The sequence below is a fragment of the Aeromonas sp. 62-46 genome (assembly GCF_001898585.1).
GTDB classification, from domain to species: domain Bacteria; phylum Pseudomonadota; class Gammaproteobacteria; order Enterobacterales; family Aeromonadaceae; genus Aeromonas; species Aeromonas caviae.
In genome coordinates, this window is the sequence record NZ_MKUI01000050.1 from 110202 (window position 1) to 126982 (window position 16781).

Here is a 16781-nt window from a genome sequence, read left to right on the forward strand (position 1 = left end):
AAAACGCCTGACAGACCCCGCACCAGGCTTCGCGATGACCGCCCCTGGGCAAGCCATCAGCGTCCGTCGTCAGGCTGTCGCAATCGCCGCAGATAGGCGAGGCCCAGATCCCCGCACTCCTTGAGCAGGGCGCCACCACCATGAGCCTGCACCCCGGGCGCCTCTGGCGCCAGCATGGCCTGGGGATAGCGCCGCACCGTCAGCCCGCTGAGTGTCTGCTCGCCCCCTGTCGCCTCCCCCGCCATGAAAAGTGCCACCCCCTCACCGTGCAGTATGGCCACGACCACCTCCTCGTCATCCAGCCAGGGGGCCAGCGCCTCTTTGCGTGCATCCGTCAGGCGCGCCGGGCGATCCAGCCGCCAGTGATCGAGCTCGAGGGCGCCATCGGCCGGATCTGGCCGACGCCCGTCATGGTGCATGCCAGTCTTTTCCATCACCCGGCCTGAGGCGAGGTTGCCCGGCATGTGGCGGGCGGTGAGGGCAGGCAGGTGCCACTGCTCGAAGGCAAACGCCCTGACTAGGCTCGCGGCCCGGGTGGCCAGCCCCCTGTTCTGCCAGGGCACGCCGACCCACCATGCCAGCTCCCCGTGCCAGTGCAGGGAGAGAGAGCCGACCAGGGGAGCGGGCTCGTCTTCACGCCCCTGGGGCAGAGTCAGGGCCCAGGTGCATCCCAGCCCGAGAGCAGCCTTGCGCCCGCTCAGGGCAAGCAAGTCCCGCGCCGCCTCCGGCGAATAGGGGTGGGGGATGTTGAGGGTATAGCGGGCGAGCGCCGCATCCGAACAATAACGCAGGATGGCGCTCTCATCGCCGGGCAGCAGGGGGCGCAGCACCAGCGCGTCCTGCCCGCCAGGCTCGCGCAGCACCGGGGTCATCAGGCGGCGGGCAAGCAGGCGTTGCAGGGCAACCCCGAGGTCGTCATCGGCACCGAGGCGATGATCCGCCCCCGCGGGCCCCAGGGTGAGCAGGCCGCTCTCTCTGGCCAGGGTCAGCAGGGAGCCGGAGGCAGCGATCAGGATCTGCCGGTCCGGCTGTGTCGCCATCAGCGAGGAGGCTGCCTCCCCCAGCCAGGCGGCAAGCAGGTCGCGGGCACGGAGAATGCCATCTGGCGGGCTGACCGACCAGGGTGCCATCTCCCTCGCCTCCCCTTTGCCAAGCAGCAGCCACCAGCGGTTTCCCTGGTGCTGCCAGGCCTGCAACGCCGCTTGCCAGGAGGGGCGCCAGAGCGCACCCTCGATATACAGATCCATTCCTTCCCCCACATCCGCCCCCCGGATCAGGCACCGGGTGCCCGGGCGGCACCACACTCCTGTCTGAGGCAGCATAAGCAGCTACCAATGAGTTGTTAAACCATATGTTTATCATGGTTAAACGGCATACCCCATGAAAAAATGCCATATGGCTGACTTGATGGCGGTCACATTCCTTCCCCTCCTCGCTTCCTATCATGCCCCCATCATGGCGCGACCAAAGACGCCCATGAAGGACAACGGATAACAAGAGAACACACTATGCAGCCAACCAGCCCACTCAAAACGGTAGTAGTCAGTACCCTGGCGACCGCCCTGCTGATCTTCGTGGCCCAATCCCTCATCGGGAAGCAGGAGATCAGACTCGGCATCGCCATCATCCCCATCCTGCCCATGCTCTTTGCCGTCATCATCGGCATGATCGTCTCCGCCAAGCCCGTCAAGGATCGCATTCCCGGCTGGAAGAGGCTCTTCACCGAGCGAGAAGAGGGCTTCTGCGGCAAGATGGTGGGTTTCAGCCTGCTGATCCTCGGGACCCAGTATGCGGGCATGATCATCCCCAACCTCAAGATGATCCTGAGCGTCGGCGTGCCGCTCTTCCTGCAGGAAATAGGCAACCTCCTGCCCATCCTCATCGCCATTCCGCTGGCGGTGAAGTTCGGCTTTGGCCGCCGCGCCATCGGGGCATGCTCCTCCATCAGCCGTGAACCCTCGGTCGCGGTGATCCAGGGCAAGTTCGGCACCGGCTCCCAGGAGTACATCGGCGTGCTCGCCATCTACCTGTGCGGCTCCGTCATCGGCACCCTCTGGTTCAGCGTGCTCGGCAGCATCGCCCCCCTCACGGGGCTGCATCCCCTGGCCCTGGCCGCCGGGTCCGGCGTGGGATCCGGCTCCATGCTGAGCGCCGCCTCCGGTGCCCTCATCAACGGCCTGGACGAGGCGATGGCCCAGCAGGTGCTCAGCATCGCCGCCGCCTCGAACCTGCTCTCGTCGGCCCTGGGAGCGCTCTCCCTCACCTATCTGGGTCTGCCGCTCGCTGAAAAAATCTATGCCCTGACCGCCAAAGGAGAGAAAGCATGAAAAGCATCGTGATGGATATGCGCTTCGTCTTCCTGGCGATCCTGCTGGCCATGTTCACCCAGACCCTGACCTCGGGCCTGCCGCTGTGGCAGATGGGGGACAGCTTCGTCGCCATGTCCCTGGTGGTGTTCGCCTCTCTGGTGACCAAGCGCTACCTGCCCTCCTCCCTGCCGGCCTTTGCCTATGCCACCATCATCGGCATTCTCATCTGCCTGCCCGAGACCCCTGTACGCGGCCTCTTCATCGATGCCGTGGCCAAGATCTCCTTCCTCTCCTGCTGCGTGCCGCTCCTGGCCTTCGCCGGCCTCTCGGTGGGCGGTCAGCTCGAAGAACTCAAGAAGATGTCGTGGAAGGTGATCCTCATCTTCATGATCGTCTCCACCTGCTGCTTCTTTGGCGCCTCCCTGGTTGCCCAGCTCGGTTTCTCCATTCAAGGGATCATCTGATGAACCACTACCATATCGAACCTGACCTGTTGGCCCTGCGCGACTTCAGCTACGAAGTGCGCCACCACCTGCACCGCATCCCGGAATACTCCGGGGCCGAGTTCAAGACCTCTGCCTACTGCCGTGGGTTGATGGAAGAGTTCGGCTACAGGATCACCCTGTATCCCGGCTTCACCGGTTTTCACGGGGATCTGGCGGTCGACCCCGCCCTGCCCACCATTGCCTTTCGTGCCGACATGGATGGCCTGGAGATGCACGACATGAGCGAGGTGGCGTTCAAATCCACCCATGAGGGGATGGCCCACAACTGCGGCCACGACTCCCACATGGCGATCGCTCTGACCGCCGCCAGGTTTCTGGCCGCCAACCGCGATCGCCTGCGGTACAACGTCCGCTTCATCTTCCAGATGGCGGAAGAGGACATGCGCGTCCCCGGTGCCGAAAAGATGGTGGAGCTTGGCTGCATGAAGGGGGTGGACGAGGTCTATGCCCTGCACAACGACGGCGCCATGGAGACGGGCACCATCAAGTTCAACCAGGGGGTCATGTCCTCCTGGGGGTCGGCCTGGACGCTCGATGTGCACGGCATCTCCGCCCACGGCTCCACCCCCCACAAGGGGCTGGATGCCATCCGGGAGGCGGTGCGGATCATCGAGGACATGGACTACATCGTCGCCAAGCGCACCAGCCCGTTCAGCCCGGCGGTCTTTGGTTGCGGCATGATCAACGGCGGCACCATTCCCAACGCCATCGCCGATCATGTGCAGGCCCGTGGCACCATCCGCGCCATGGATGCCGAAACCGACCAGATCCTGAAAAACAGCTTCAGGGACATCATCGCCCAGAGCGAGCTGCGCGGCTTCAAGACCACCATGGTCCATGCCGGCTACCCGGCGGTGGAGAACCACCCCCAGGCCTGCGAGCGCCTGCAACAAGCCGCCTCGGATGTGTTGTCCAGCGACGGGATCAACGCAAAGGGCCAGCCCATGACCGGCAGCGAGGACTTCAGCTACATGATCAACGCCACGCCAAGCCGCATGGGGGCCATGTTCTTCCTCGGCAGCGGCAATCAGGCCAAGGGGATCTGCAACTACCTGCACGCGAACCCCTATTACCTGGACGACGACTGCCTGCTGATCGGTGCCCAGATCTTCGTCAATCTGGCGACCCGAGCCGCCTGAGGGGTCAGTACAAGGGGATAGCAATGCAAAGAGAGGCCAACGGCCTCTCTTTTTTATGTCTCGGCGTCAGAGCCAGGGCAGAGTCGCAGACGGAGCGGGCGTTCCCTGGTTGAGCAGCGCCAGCTGCACCGTCTCCCGGCTCACATGGGGGGCATAGAGGTGGATGAAGTCGTACATGTAGTCCCGCAGGTGGGCGTGCCTGCGCAGGCACACATGGGCCACGCTCGAGGCGATCAGATGATCGATGTTGAGGCAGACCAGGCTCTCCCTGTCCCCTTCGTCGAACGCCGAGGTGGCGATCACCCCGACACCCATCCCCAGGCGCACATAGTGCTTGATGATGTCGCTGTCGGTGGCCGTCAGCACGATGCGGGGGCTGAGGCCATGGCGTCCGAACGCCTTGTCCATCTTGGAGCGGCCGGTGAAACCGAACACATAGGTGATGAGGGGATACCGGGCCAGATCCGCCATGGCCAGCGGCTGGCAGTCCAGCAGCGGATGGCCGTGGGGCACCACCACGCTGCGCCCCCAGCGATAGCAGGGCACGGTCGCCAGCTCGTCGAACAGGTGCATGGACTCGGTGGCGATGGCCATCTCCACATCCCCGTTTTGCGCCATCTGCGCCAGTTGGGCAGGGGCTCCCTGATGCAGCTGGATGCTCACCTCGGGGTAGCGGCGGGAGAATTCGGTGATGACCGCCGGCAGCTTGTAGCGGGCCATGGTGTGGGTGGTGGCGATGCGCAGCACCCCGCTGGTGGCCAGCTGATCCCCGAGGGAAAGCTGGCCAATTTGCTCCACCTGGGCCACCACTCCCCTGGCCAGCTCCATCACCTGCTCCCCCATGGGGGTCAGGCCCGACAGGTTCTTGCCCTTGCGGGTAAACAGCGCCAGCCCCAGCTCCTCTTCCAGCATCTTCATCTGCTTGCTGAGGGTCGGCTGGGAGGTATAGAGCTTCTCCGCCGTCGCCGAGATGTTGAAGTTGTTCTTCACTATCTCGGTGAAGTTCTTGAGCCGGGCGATGTTCATCAGGGTGCCAGGCGCTCGATGTGCCAGCCGTCCCCCTCGCGGGTGTAATAGAAGCGATCGTGCAGACGGTGCTCCCCGCCCTGCCAGAACTCGACGGTGTCGATGCGCACCCGGAAACCACCCCAGAAGCTCGGCAGCGGCACCTCGCCATTGGCAAACTTCTGTTTGAGTTCGAGGAACTTGGCCTCCAGCACGCCACGGGCCGAGATGCGGGTCGACTGTTTGGAGACCCAGGCGGCGATCTGGCTGTCCTTGGGACGGCTGTGGAAATACTTCATCACCTCGAAGGTGCTCATCTTCTCCACCCGGCCGGTCACGTGTACCTGTCTGTCCAGGGTATGCCAGGGGAAGAGCAGGCTGATACGGGGGTTGCCCTCCAGCTGATGCGCCTTGCGGCTGCCCATGTTGGTGTAGAACACCATGCCTTCGGCATCGTAGTGCTTGAGCAGCACGGTGCGCTGCCAGGGCTGGCCATCGGCATCCACGGTGCCCACCACCATGGCGGTGGGATCGGTCAGTTTGGCCTCGCACGCCTGGGCCAGCCACTTCTCGAACAGGGCGAGGGGCTCGGCCGGCAGATCGGCCCGGTGCAGTCCACCCCTGGTGTATTCGCGACGCAGATCAGCCACATCCATCATCTTGATTTTCCTTCTCTCTTTCTCTGCCGCCCGTGCGGCGATGGGTGCAGGCATTGTGCGACGAGCGCGCCATGGGTACAAGCCTCGGGGCGGCCAAATGGCGGAGCAAAAAAAGAGGGAGGCTCATGCCTCCCTCTTTATGCCGATGACCGTCAGCCTACTGCTTGCCGTCAACCGGCGGGCAATGGGCCAGCATGCGCCGGTTGTAGTCCGCCGCATAGGCGCTCAGCCTGGCATGGGCCTCCTTCTGATCCGGCTTGATGACATCCCCGAATCCATCGAGATAGCGCACGCCGCAGCGCGCCTTGGCCGCCGCCTGCTGATCCGCCGCGATCCCGGGCGCCACCTCGCCGCGCCCGGCCCGCACGATCAGCCGGTAATCCTGCCTGGCAAGGCTGGCGCTGACCGCCTGTTCCAGGGTGTCTGCATCGGCCTGACAACCACCGAGCAGGGTGAGCAGCAGCACCCCGGCCAGTCTCATGCCCGCCTCCGCTGCCAGCCCAGCAACGCCAGGGCCAGGGTCCAGAAGCCGAGGGCACCGCCGCCACCGCTTCCCCCCTCTTCACCGCGCTGGGTGACCGAGAGCTTGAGGGGACTGATGGCGAAGAAGATGTTGTCGCTGCACGCCACCTTCAAGCGGGCAGTGCCATCCTGGCCCGCCGGGATGGTGACGCTCGCCGAGCCCGAGTTGGGTTTGCCGCTGGCAAGGGAAGTCCAGTTTGCCCCCTCGTCCCGGGTCATGAAGAGATCCACCTTGCTGCAGTTGATGGGGGCGGCATTGGTGCCGGCCACTTCCCAACTGATGGTCTGCGTCTTGCCCGCCCCCAGGGGGGTCACCACCGGGCTGGTCAGGGCAAAGACCTTGCCGGTGTTGACCACCTGGATCTTCATGTCATCGCTGGCGACACCGCCCTTGCCGTCCCGCGCCGTGAGGCGGAAGTTCAGGTCCCGGTTGGTGGCAGGCCAGGCCTCCCCTATCGCCAGGGTGTTGGTGAGCAGGGAGGTGAGACTCGGCAGGGTGCGCTCCGGCACGCTGGTCGGCGCCACGAAACGGAACAGCGGGCGGCTGCCGTCGTCCACCATGGTGGCCGGGCTGCTCGACTCCGTCCCCAGATCGATCTGCTCCCAGGTGTAATTCAGCGGATCGCTGTCAAGATCGGCCCCCGCCCCCTTGAGCACGAAGGGGGTGTTGGCGGGGATGACGTAGTCATTGCCTGCCGCCACCTGGGGCGCATTGTTGACCAGCGCCAACGGGGTGCCGCAATTTGGCACCGTGGCCATGTGGGCCCGCATCTGCTCGATGGACTTGCTGTGGAAATAGGGCTCGCTGTGGGGCTGCAGATCTTCGTCTCCGCAGATCCCCGCATAGGCCATGATGGAGCTGCCGCTGCCCGGCTCCCAGGCTTGGCTTGCCTCCCGGTTGCCGCCGCCACAACTGCCTGTGGTGCCGTTGAAGGTGTGGTCTGCCCCGAACTGGTGACCGATCTCGTGGGCCACGTAGTCGATGAAGAAGGCATCCCCCACCGGCTCGGGGGAGCCCGTCATCCCCGCCGATTTGTCAGGGGTGCAGAGTACGCCCAGCCCCGCCAGGCCGCCGCCACCGGTGTTGACCACATGGCCGATGTCGAAGGCCCCCAGCCCCTTGGTCAGGGCATCGGCCTGCACCTGCATGTTGGCATCGATATCGCCGTCATCATTGTTGAAGGGATCGTTCGCCACGTCGGTGAAGATGATGGTGTCGTTGCCGCTGGCCAGCTGGAATTCGGCCGCCACGTCACGCTGGTAGACCTCGTTGACCCGGTTGAGCAGGGTGGTGATGGCGCCAAGACCCGCCTCCACGGTACCGCCGTGATACTGGGTATACTCCCCCGCCGCCGAGATGGCGATGACATAACGCTTGCGCTCGTTGCCATCCACCAGCACCTGGCGGGCCAGCTTTTTGGCCTCGCCCCCGATCACCTTGTCCGCCTCTTCTTCCAGCCGGCTGTGGGCATCCTGCTGGTAATAGACGGCATAGCCTTCCCCGTTGCGAAGGGGATCGACGAACACCATCTTCCCTTCATGGCTGAACATGGCGTGGAATCCCTGGGGACCGAGATCGAAGCGCCCGGTCTCGCCCGGCGCCGCTTCGTTGTGCCCCTTGAAGGCCAGGATATCGGGATATTTGGCGGCCAGATCCGCCGGCAGCAGATCATAGGGTTGCAGGCTGAAGGTCACCTCCTTGCCATCCGGCAGAGGCAAGGTCAGGCGGCGCTCGCCCCCCTTCAGGGCAGCCAGGTAATCGGTGGAGACGGTGACGATGCGATACTGGCTGGCCCTCACCTCGTACCCATCGGCGGCGGTGGCCCGCGCCGTGACCGTATGCCACTCGCCGGCCATCAGGTTGCCGGACGTCATCAGACTCGCCACCAGCACCGCCAGCGGAGAATATTTCATCAACTGCATCTTTTTAATTCCTTTTTAAACGGATTCACCTGAACTGCCACGGCATCATTTGCCCGCTGGTCCGATTAGTCCAGCAACATCCTCTGTACATTCCCCGAATGGGGAAGGTTGCACCAATGCAGACTAGCCCCTATCATGGCGCGGATTTGTCCGTTCCAGAACCCCTCTTCGACGGGGCCGGTTCACTCTTTCTTTGGCCAAGGTTAATCTCATGCTCAAGTCCCCACTGTTGCCCCGTTTCGGGGATCTGGTCGTTGCCATCGTTGACGATGTGCTGGGTCAGGGTCTTACCCTCGACCGCGCCTATGCACGTCACTTCTCCGGCATCGAACTCAAACCGCAAGAACAGGCAAGGATTGCCCTGGTCACCGGCGATCTGCTGCGCCGCCTCAGCCTCTACTGCTTCCTCACCGGCATCCAGGTCCGTCAGGCGGAGAAGAATGTCTGGCCGCTGCTGCACAGCTGGCACGCCTTCCACAAGATAGATCAGCCCAACCACCCGACCTTGGATCGCTTCAACGAGGAGGCGTTCCGCCGCCGCCTGACCGAAGCCAAGAAGAACCCGGTGCTGATGGACGGCTGCCCTGCCTGGCTGGAAAAACTCGGCAGCGAGCAACTGGGCGACGCCTGGCCGGCCGAGCGTGCCGCCCTGGCCTGGATGCCCAAGCGTTACCTGCGGGTCAACACCCTCAAGTGCACCCGGGACGAGCTGCAAGCCATGCTGGCCAAAGAGCATGTCACCACAGTGCCCGTCGACGGAGTGGAGACCGCCCTGCAAGTGACCTCGGACGCCGCCCTGTTCCGTACCCAGGCCTTTGCCGACGGCTGCTTCGAGCAGCAGGATGCCGGCTCCCAGCTGGTGGCCGCGGCCCTCGACGTCAAGCCCGGCATGCGGGTCATCGACGCCTGTGCCGGTGCCGGCGGCAAGACCCTGCACCTGGCCGCCATGATGCAGGGCAAGGGCCGTCTGCTGGCCATGGACGTGGAAGAGTGGAAACTGGAGAACCTCAAGCAGCGCGCCCGCCGCGCCGGTGCCCACAACGTGGAGACCCGGGTCATCACCAGCAGCAAGACCGTCAAGCGCCTTAAAGAAAGCGCCGATCGCGTGCTGCTGGACGTCCCCTGCTCCGGCCTTGGCGTGCTCAAGCGCAACCCGGATGCCAAGTGGCGCGACACCGCCGAGCGCCTGCCGGTGCTGGTCGCCCTGCAAGAGGAGATCCTGCAGCGCTACAGCCAGATGGTGAAGGTGGGCGGCCTGCTGGTCTACGCCACCTGCTCCATCCTGCCCGAGGAGAACCGCCAGCAGGTGGACAAGTTCCTCGCCGCCAACGAGCACTTCCGCCTGATCGGCGATCACAACGTCAGCCCGGCCGAGACCGGCTTCGACGGCTTCTACATGGCGCGCCTCGAGCGCATCGCCTGATGTCTGTCGTGGGCACAAAGAAAAGGGGAGCCAATGGCTCCCCTTTTTGCATGGTATGAATGCGGCCTTATTCGGCGGCAGCGTCATCCTGCTTGTGCTTGGCGGCAGTTTCCTTGATCAGGGTCTGCAGCTCGCCGGCCTGGAACATCTCGATCATGATGTCGCAACCACCGACCAGCTCGCCCTCGACCCACAGTTGCGGGAAGGTGGGCCAGTTGGCGAATTTCGGCAGCTCGGCGCGGATGTCCGGGTTCTGCAGGATGTCGACATAGGCGAAAGGCTCGCCGCAGGACATCAGGGCCTGGGAGGCCTGAGCAGAGAAACCGCAGCTGGGCAGCTTGGGGGATCCCTTCATGTAGAGGATGATGGGATTCTCAGCCAACTGCTGTTTGATCTTTTCAATAGTTTCCATAAATGCCTCACTGGAGCGATTTCGGCGGCCATTCTACTGCAATCCGGGCAGACCACAAACTGGCAAACCGTTGCGAATGAAAGAAGTCATGCATCAATACGCCGCAGCTTGATCCGGATCATGGCAAGAATCAAGGGTTGTTCGCCCATCTTTGATACTGCTACAATCGACGGGCTTTGGGCCGTCTGGCCCCCTCATTTCAAGAACAATTCTTTTCAAGATAGAAAAGAGTACGCAATGTCTTGCAACCGTCGCCTTCGCACGGACCAGCCAATGGAGAGTAGAAAATGGCTTTCGAACTTCCCGCTCTGCCCTATGCAATCAATGCTCTGGAACCGCACATCTCCCAGGAAACCCTGGAATACCACCATGGCAAGCACCACAACACCTACGTGGTCAACCTGAACAACCTGGTGCCGGGTACCGAGTTTGAAGGCAAGTCTCTGGAAGAGATCATCAAGACCTCCACTGGTGGCGTCTTCAACAACGCTGCCCAGATCTGGAACCACACCTTCTACTGGCACTGCCTCTCCCCGAACGGCGGTGGCGAACCCACTGGCGCCCTGGCCGATGCCATCACCAAGGCCTTCGGCTCCTTCGCCGAGTTCAAGGATGCGTTCACCAAGTCTGCCATCGGCAACTTCGGCTCCAGCTGGACCTGGCTGGTGAAAAAGGCTGACGGCTCCCTGGCCATCGTCAACACCTCCAACGCCGGTTGCCCGCTGACCGAAGCCGGTACCACCCCGCTGCTGACCGTCGACCTGTGGGAACACGCCTACTACATCGATTTCCGCAACCTGCGTCCGAAGTACATGGAAACCTTCTGGGCCCTGGTCAACTGGGAATTCGTGGCCAAGAACCTGGCTGCCTGATAAGCCTTTCTTGCCAAAACGCCCCGCACTTGCGGGGCGTTTTTTATGGTCGAACACCTGCCATCGACAACAAAGGCGCCCGCAGGCGCCTTGTGGAAGATGACCGTGCTTACTGGTCTATCTCGTCCATGTAATCGTCGAGGTTGCCATCATCAGCCGCCTCTGGCTTCTGCTCCTGGAGCTCGGGTTTGCGGCCCGTCACCTTGCCATCGTTGTACTGCAAGTAGAAGTCCTTGGTCAGGGCGTAAGGATCCAGCGCGTTGTCGATGATGCGCTCCTGATCGATCAGCTTGGAGCGGGTACCGAGGCCATCCAGCGCCCAGTGCACCACCTTCAGCGGGAAGGTCAGCAGGGCATAGGGGAAGTAGATGGTATCAATGGTATCCCCTACCAGTTGCCGGGTGGTGGTGGGACCGTAGACCGGCACCATCAGATAGGCGCCATCCCCGATGTCGGCCTTGCCGAGCACGGTGTCCATCTCCAGCGTGTTGCGAGCCAGGCCCGCATGCTTGGCCACATCGAACAGACCGAGCAGGCCCACAGTGGTGTTGAGGGTGAAGCGACCCAGGTTGGTACCGGCCCCTTTCAGATCACCCACCAGCAGGTGGTTTACCATGCTGCTCGGCTCGTCGAAGTTGTCCACGAAATTCTCGATGCTGTCCCTCACCCCTTGCGGAACATAGCGGGCATAGCCGTGTACCACGGGGCGCGCCACATAGGGCTCCAGCACGTCATAGTTGACGGCCCACATGGCACGGTTGGGCCCCTGGAAGGGGTCGCGAGGATCGCTGGCCGTGCTGGATGCCCCGGGGCGGCTCGGGGTCTCGCCGAGATCCAGGCTCTCCGGGCCCGGCTTGGGAGGGCCGCCCGCACAGCCCGCGAGCAGCAATGCCACCGCCAATGCTCCTGAACGCAGATACATATGAAAGTCCTAAGATTTTTTTGGGTATTGATATGAATTATACAGGGGGCCCACCCCAAGGGGTGGGCCAAAAGCGTATTAGAGGGCGTGATCGATGCGGATGTCAATCGGCGCTGTGGGGATGGTGCTGGTCGGCACGGTGACCGAAACCCCTTCAAAGGCGCCTTCCTTGTTCATGACGTTGCCACCTCGGGAGAGGCGCGCCTTGAACTGCAGCTCGGCATGGGCCGCCAGCTTGCTCCCCTCCATCATGGCATCCCCGTCTCCCAGGGAGAGGGTGAGCGGGAGATGCGGGCCAGCAATGCGCTTGACCGCGATGGGCATGGGCGGACCGTTGGGGATCACCGCAAAGACGAACAGATGGGCATCTTCCGGCATCTTGATGCCCGGCGCCAGGGTGATGTGCAGGGGGAACTCCCCCTCTTTCACCGCCAGCACCCCGGCTTGTGCCTGGCCTTCGGCAGACGGGGTAGTCACGGCGATGCCACGCTGGCCAAGCTGCTGCCTGGCGTACTCCATGGAGCGCTCCACCATGGTGTAGCGGGCCGAGCCCGGCTCCAGCAGCGGCAACATCCCCTGCCAGCGGTCGAGGGCGGTCTGGAAATCCTCTTTTTGCAGGGCCATGAAGGCGTGGACGGAGCGAGCCTCGATGTTGGCCGGGTCCTCGGTAATGACCGCCTGCAACAGTTGATCCGCACGGGCTTCCTCCCCCGTCATCATCAGGGCCTGGGCATAGGGCACCGCTACCATGGCCTTCTGGGGCGCGAGGGCGTAGGCACGCTCCAGCGCCTCGCGGGCCATCTCGGGATCATTGCCATCCAGGGTCAGGCGCCCCAGCAGCAGCCAGCCACGGTAGTCGTTCGGTTCTTGTTTCAGCCGGGTTCGCAGGGCCAGGGTGAAGTCCAGCAGATCCTGCTCGGTCACCCGGGCGTCGCGCTCCACCAGGATGCGGTTGCTGAGCTCCCCCAACCGGCTGCTGGCATCCTGCCAGCGGCTCACCTCCTGCCAGGCGCCGAGCTTGGCGTAGAGGCCGATGCTCACCACCGCCAGCACCAGCACACCGGGGATCCAGATCAGGCTCTTGCCGCCACGGGCGGTCTGCTCCACGTCGGGAATGTCGTCCAGGAGGCTGCGCTGCAGCTCCACCAGGGATTCCGGCTCCTCCGCCAGTATCCCCTGCTCCCGCTCCTCCCCTATCTCCAGCAGGCGCTGGCGATAGAGCTGCTTGTTGAGGGCCGAGCGACTGATGCTCTGCCTGCCCTCGCCGCGCCACAGCGGCACGATCAGCGCCAGGCTCGCCAGCACCAGCAGGGCCGCACCCAGTATCCAGAATGGGGTCATGGTTTATCTTCCTCTTTGAGCAGGGCGGACAGCCTGGCCTGCTCTTCTGCACTCAGGGTGCCTTCAGGCTGTTGCAAGGGAGCGGGGGCATGGCGGCGGCTTCGCACCACCACGGTGACGACGCCAATCACGATGACCAGCAAGGGGCCAAGCCAGAGGATCAGGGTCGAGGCCATCAGGGGGGGATCATAGAGAATGAAGTTGCCGTAGCGGGCCACCATGTAGTCCACCACTTCCTGCTTCTCCTTGCCCTCGCGCACCATCTGGTAGGTCTTGTCCCGCAGATCCTTGGCAAGCCCGGCGTTGGAATCCGCGATGTCCTGGTTCTGGCACTTGGGGCAGCGCAGCTCCTTAGTCAGCTCGCGAAAGGTCTGCTCCTGAGCGTCGCTCTCGAAGGTGTAGACATCGATGGCGGCGCGGGCCTGTCCGGCACAGACGAGACCGGCCAGCAGCAACAGGGATGCAATCAGTGTTTTCATCGGGGAGGCCTCACTTCATGGCATCGAAGATGGGTTTGAGGGTACTGGCCCAGACGTCTGGGTTGATGTCCCCCACGTGGCGATAGCGGATGATGCCCTGGCTGTCGATGAAGAAGGTCTCGGGCGCGCCATAGACACCGAGATCCAGCCCCAGCATGCCGTCCGGATCGTAGAGGTTGATCTGGTAGGGGTTGCCAAGCTCCGCCAGCCACTTGATGGCCTTGTCACGCTCGTCCTTGTAGTTCATGCCGACGATGTAGATCCCCTGCCCCGCCAGCTCCTTGAGGTAGGTGTGTTCTCCGTAACAGGTCGGGCACCAGGTGGCCCAGACGTTGAGCAGCATGGGGCGCCCCTTGAGGATGCTCCTGTCGTGCTGCTTGCCCAGGTCATAGATGTCCTGCAGGGTGAACACGGGCACCTCCTTGTCCACCATCACGGATTCGAGCTTGGTGGGATCGGAGTAGAGCCCCTTGAACAGAAACACGGCCCCCATCAGGAAGATGATGAAGGGCAGCAGATAGAGCCAGGTCTTCTTGCTCATGCCTTGGCCTCCTCGTCACGACGTCCGAAGCGGTAGCGCTTGTCCAGCATGGCCAGCACGCCACCGAGGGCCATGAAGACGCCGCCGAACCAGATCCAGCGCACGAAGGGCTTGTAGTAGATCCGCACCGCCCAGGCGCCGTTGTCGAGCTGCTCACCGAGCGCCGCATAGAGATCCCGGGTAACACCCGCGTCGATGGCCGCCTCGGTCATCGGCATGCGGCTCACGGTGTACATCCGCTTCTCGGGCTTGAGCAGGGCTACCTGCTTGCCATCCCGGTGCACTTCCAGCACGCCCTTGAAACCGTCGTAGTTGGGGCCGTTCTTCTCCTTGATGCCGGTGAAGACGAACTCGTAATCGGCGAACTGGACGCGATCGCCGGCCTGCATCCGCAGGTCCTTCTCGATGCTGTAGTTCTGGGTGCAGGCGATGCCGATGATGCTGACCGCGAGCCCCACGTGCCCCAGGATCATGGCCCAGTGGCTGTTGCCAAGCTTGCGCACGCCGGTGGAAAAACCGTGTTTGTGGGTGGCCCGCGCCCAGGTCTCCAGCACGCTGGTGACGATGATCCAGACGCCAAGCCCGATACCGAGCGCAGCCCAGGGTTTGAACGCCTCGGCAAAGAGTTTGGGCAACAGCAGAGCCGCGGCCAGGCTCAGCACCAGGGCGAGCATCACCTTGCCCTTGAGCTCACCGAGATCCTGGCGGCGCCAGCGGAACAGGGGGCCCACCCCCAGCAGCAGGGCGAAGGGGATGATGAGCCAGCTGTAGATGTGGTTGAAGAAGGGGGTGCCGATGGAGATGCTGCCAAGCCCCAGCTCCTTGTGCACCAGGGGCAGCAGGGTGCCGAGCAGCACGGTGAGCAGGCCCGCCACCAGCAGGATGTTGTTGCCAAGCAGCAGGGTCTCGCGGCTCCACAGCTCGTGTTTGCCGTGGCTCTTGACCTGGGAGCCCTTGAAGGCGAACAGCAGAAGGGAGCTGCCTATCACCGCCAGCAGGAAGCCCAGGATGAAGAGGCCCCGGGTCGGGTCGGAGGCAAACGCATGGACCGACACCAGCACGCCGGAGCGCACCAGGAAGGTACCCAGCAGGCTCAGGGAGAAGGCCGAGAGCGCCAGCAGCACAGTCCAGGCCTTGAAGGTGGCGCGCTTCTCGCTCACCGCGAGGGAGTGGAGCAGGGCCGTGCCCGCCAGCCAGGGCATGAAGGAGGCGTTTTCCACCGGATCCCAGAACCACCAGCCGCCCCAGCCGAGCTCGTAATAGGCCCACCAGGAGCCGAGCACGATGCCCAGGGTCAGGAACACCCAGGCGGCCATGGTCCAGGGACGGGACCAGCGCGCCCAGGTGGCGTCCAGACGCCCCGTCATCAGGGAGGCGATGGCGAAGGCGAAGGCCACCGAGAAGCCCACGTAGCCCATGTAGAGCATGGGGGGGTGGAAGATGAGACCGGGATCCTGCAGCAGCGGATTGAGATCCCGCCCGTCCACCGGGAAATACGGCAGGGTGCGGGTGAAAGGATCCGAGGTGAACAGCACAAAGGCGGTGAAGCCCACCGAGATAAGGCCGAGCACTCCGAGTACCCGCGCCACTGCATCGAGCGGCAGGCGACGGCTGAAGAGGGCCACCGCCGCCGTCCAGCCCCCCAGGGTCAGCACCCAGAGCAGCAGCGAGCCTTCATGGGCTCCCCACACCGCCGAGATGCGGTATTGCAGGGGCAGCAGGCTGTTGGAGTTGGTGGCCACGTACTGCACGGTGAAGTCGTTGTCGATAAAGGCCCAGGTGAGGCAGAGAAACGACAGCAGCAGCAGCAGAAACTGGCTGTAGGCGAGCGGGCGGGCCGCCGACATCATGCCAAGACGGCCGAGATGGGCCCCGATCAGCGGGTAACTGCCCAGCAGCAGGGCGGTGGCGAAGGCCAGGATCAGTGAGAACTGCCCTAATTCCGGGATCATTGACTATTCCCTCTCGATTGCACGGAGAAACCTGCCGATTTGGCGGCATAAAGAAGTGAATTCTTGGCACATACCGGCATCATTGCTTGGCTCCCTGCAACTGTGCCTCTGTGTATTCGGGCTTGAAGTGCATGCCGTTGGTGGCGTCGGCCACTTCCGGCGGCATGTAGTTCTCGTCGTGCTTGGCCAGCACCTCGAAGGCGGCGACCGTGGTGGCATCCTTGAGGGTGCCTTGAGCGACAATGCCCTGCCCCTCGCGGAACAGGTCCGGCAGAATGCCGTCAAACTCCACCGTCACCAGATGGCCGCCGTTGTCCACCAGCTTGAAGGCTACCTTGAGGCTCTGGGGATCCCGCACCACAGACCCCGGCACCACCAGGCCACCGATGCGCAGGCGCTGCCCCTCCTCGGGCTTGATCTTCTCCGGCCCCTTCCCTTCCACCAGCTCGCTCGGGGTGTAGAAGAGGTCGATGTTCTGGCTCAGGGCATAGAGCACCAGGCCAGTCACGCTGGCAAGGCCCAGGCTGATGGCCAGGATGATGGTGAGGCGTTTCTTGCGGCGCGGGTTCATAGGGTGTTCTCCATCTGCTGGGCCGCCTTGCGGCGAGCCTCCCGAGCCTGCTTGTTGCGCAGTTCGCCGAGCAGGCTGCGGGTCTTCAACCGGGTGGAAATGACGATGCCGACCAGGCAGAGCAGGGTCAGACCGAAGGAGAGCCAGACGTAGAAGGCATAGCCTCCCATGGCCATGAAATCACTGAACGAGGCAAAGTGCATGC

General features: G+C 63.5%; 18 protein-coding genes. 5 read left to right on the plus strand and 13 right to left on the minus strand.

The window, feature by feature from the left end:
• Positions 1-56 precede the first annotated feature (56 nt).
• Positions 57-1247 (minus strand): GNAT family N-acetyltransferase, encoded by a 1191-nt coding sequence (locus tag BGO64_RS15895; protein ID WP_286701006.1) that lies wholly within the window; start codon positions 1245-1247, stop codon positions 57-59.
• A gap of 261 nt (positions 1248-1508) precedes the next feature.
• Between BGO64_RS15895 and BGO64_RS15900 the strand changes: the two genes are divergently transcribed.
• The 3 genes from BGO64_RS15900 to BGO64_RS15910 are packed head-to-tail and all read left to right on the plus strand — an operon-like array spanning position 1509 to position 3954.
• Positions 1509-2327 carry a DUF3100 domain-containing protein gene (locus tag BGO64_RS15900; protein ID WP_010673963.1) on the plus strand — a complete coding sequence of 273 codons (819 nt, stop codon included), beginning with the start codon at positions 1509-1511 and terminating at the stop codon, positions 2325-2327.
• Positions 2324-2773: a hypothetical protein gene (locus tag BGO64_RS15905; protein WP_042016367.1), complete on the plus strand. Its 450-nt coding sequence runs from the start codon at positions 2324-2326 to the stop codon at positions 2771-2773. The genes BGO64_RS15900 and BGO64_RS15905 overlap by 4 nt, the downstream gene beginning before the upstream one ends.
• Positions 2773-3954: a M20 metallopeptidase family protein gene (locus BGO64_RS15910; RefSeq protein WP_286701007.1), complete on the plus strand. Its 1182-nt coding sequence runs from the start codon at positions 2773-2775 to the stop codon at positions 3952-3954. The genes BGO64_RS15905 and BGO64_RS15910 overlap by 1 nt, the downstream gene beginning before the upstream one ends.
• Before the next feature lie 66 nt (positions 3955-4020).
• Here the strand turns inward: BGO64_RS15910 and BGO64_RS15915 are convergent, their stop codons facing one another.
• From BGO64_RS15915 to BGO64_RS15930, 4 genes are all read right to left on the minus strand, one after another.
• On the minus strand, positions 4021-4980 hold the full coding sequence (locus BGO64_RS15915) for a LysR substrate-binding domain-containing protein (RefSeq protein ID WP_103243515.1): 960 nt from the start codon (positions 4978-4980) through the stop codon (positions 4021-4023).
• A complete protein-coding gene (gene pdxH / locus BGO64_RS15920; protein WP_010673959.1) occupies positions 4980-5618 on the minus strand; it encodes a pyridoxamine 5'-phosphate oxidase in 639 nt (212 codons plus the stop codon). Before pdxH ends, BGO64_RS15915 begins: the two co-directional genes overlap by 1 nt.
• Positions 5619-5775: 157 nt before the next feature.
• A complete protein-coding gene (locus BGO64_RS15925) occupies positions 5776-6099 on the minus strand; it encodes a hypothetical protein (RefSeq protein WP_010673958.1) in 324 nt (107 codons plus the stop codon).
• On the minus strand, positions 6096-8063 hold the full coding sequence (locus BGO64_RS15930; protein ID WP_286701008.1) for a reprolysin-like metallopeptidase: 1968 nt from the start codon (positions 8061-8063) through the stop codon (positions 6096-6098). Before BGO64_RS15930 ends, BGO64_RS15925 begins: the two co-directional genes overlap by 4 nt.
• 211 nt (positions 8064-8274) lie before the next feature.
• Between BGO64_RS15930 and BGO64_RS15935 the strand changes: the two genes are divergently transcribed.
• Positions 8275-9486 carry an RsmB/NOP family class I SAM-dependent RNA methyltransferase gene (locus tag BGO64_RS15935; RefSeq protein ID WP_010673956.1) on the plus strand — a complete coding sequence of 404 codons (1212 nt, stop codon included), beginning with the start codon at positions 8275-8277 and terminating at the stop codon, positions 9484-9486.
• A 67-nt stretch (positions 9487-9553) separates the two neighbouring features.
• Here the strand turns inward: BGO64_RS15935 and BGO64_RS15940 are convergent, their stop codons facing one another.
• Positions 9554-9898 carry a Grx4 family monothiol glutaredoxin gene (locus tag BGO64_RS15940; protein ID WP_010673955.1) on the minus strand — a complete coding sequence of 115 codons (345 nt, stop codon included), beginning with the start codon at positions 9896-9898 and terminating at the stop codon, positions 9554-9556.
• 287 nt (positions 9899-10185) lie between these two features.
• Here BGO64_RS15940 and sodB point away from each other — a divergent pair, with 287 nt between their 5' ends.
• Complete coding sequence (gene sodB, locus BGO64_RS15945) at positions 10186-10770, plus strand: superoxide dismutase [Fe] (protein ID WP_010673954.1); 585 nt, start codon at positions 10186-10188, stop codon at positions 10768-10770.
• 109 nt (positions 10771-10879) lie between these two features.
• On the opposite strand, the gene BGO64_RS15950 is transcribed toward sodB, so the two are convergent.
• The 7 genes from BGO64_RS15950 to ccmD form a co-directional block, all read right to left on the minus strand.
• The gene (locus BGO64_RS15950; protein ID WP_029314176.1) at positions 10880-11692 is read right to left on the minus strand and encodes an MlaA family lipoprotein; all 813 of its coding nucleotides are present in this window, start codon (positions 11690-11692) and stop codon (positions 10880-10882) included.
• Between the two features lie 78 nt (positions 11693-11770).
• Complete coding sequence (ccmI, locus tag BGO64_RS15955) at positions 11771-13033, minus strand: c-type cytochrome biogenesis protein CcmI (RefSeq protein WP_104452537.1); 1263 nt, start codon at positions 13031-13033, stop codon at positions 11771-11773.
• Positions 13030-13512, minus strand: coding sequence for a cytochrome c-type biogenesis protein (locus BGO64_RS15960; RefSeq protein WP_010673951.1), 483 nt, complete (start codon positions 13510-13512; stop codon positions 13030-13032). Before BGO64_RS15960 ends, ccmI begins: the two co-directional genes overlap by 4 nt.
• Before the next feature lie 10 nt (positions 13513-13522).
• The gene (locus BGO64_RS15965; protein ID WP_010673950.1) at positions 13523-14053 is read right to left on the minus strand and encodes a DsbE family thiol:disulfide interchange protein; all 531 of its coding nucleotides are present in this window, start codon (positions 14051-14053) and stop codon (positions 13523-13525) included.
• Positions 14050-16005: a heme lyase CcmF/NrfE family subunit gene (locus BGO64_RS15970; protein ID WP_286701009.1), complete on the minus strand. Its 1956-nt coding sequence runs from the start codon at positions 16003-16005 to the stop codon at positions 14050-14052. Before BGO64_RS15970 ends, BGO64_RS15965 begins: the two co-directional genes overlap by 4 nt.
• A gap of 79 nt (positions 16006-16084) precedes the next feature.
• Complete coding sequence (gene ccmE / locus BGO64_RS15975; protein ID WP_010673948.1) at positions 16085-16576, minus strand: cytochrome c maturation protein CcmE; 492 nt, start codon at positions 16574-16576, stop codon at positions 16085-16087.
• Positions 16573-16779: a heme exporter protein CcmD gene (gene ccmD, locus BGO64_RS15980; protein WP_039039901.1), complete on the minus strand. Its 207-nt coding sequence runs from the start codon at positions 16777-16779 to the stop codon at positions 16573-16575. Before ccmD ends, ccmE begins: the two co-directional genes overlap by 4 nt.
• Positions 16780-16781 lie beyond the last annotated feature (2 nt).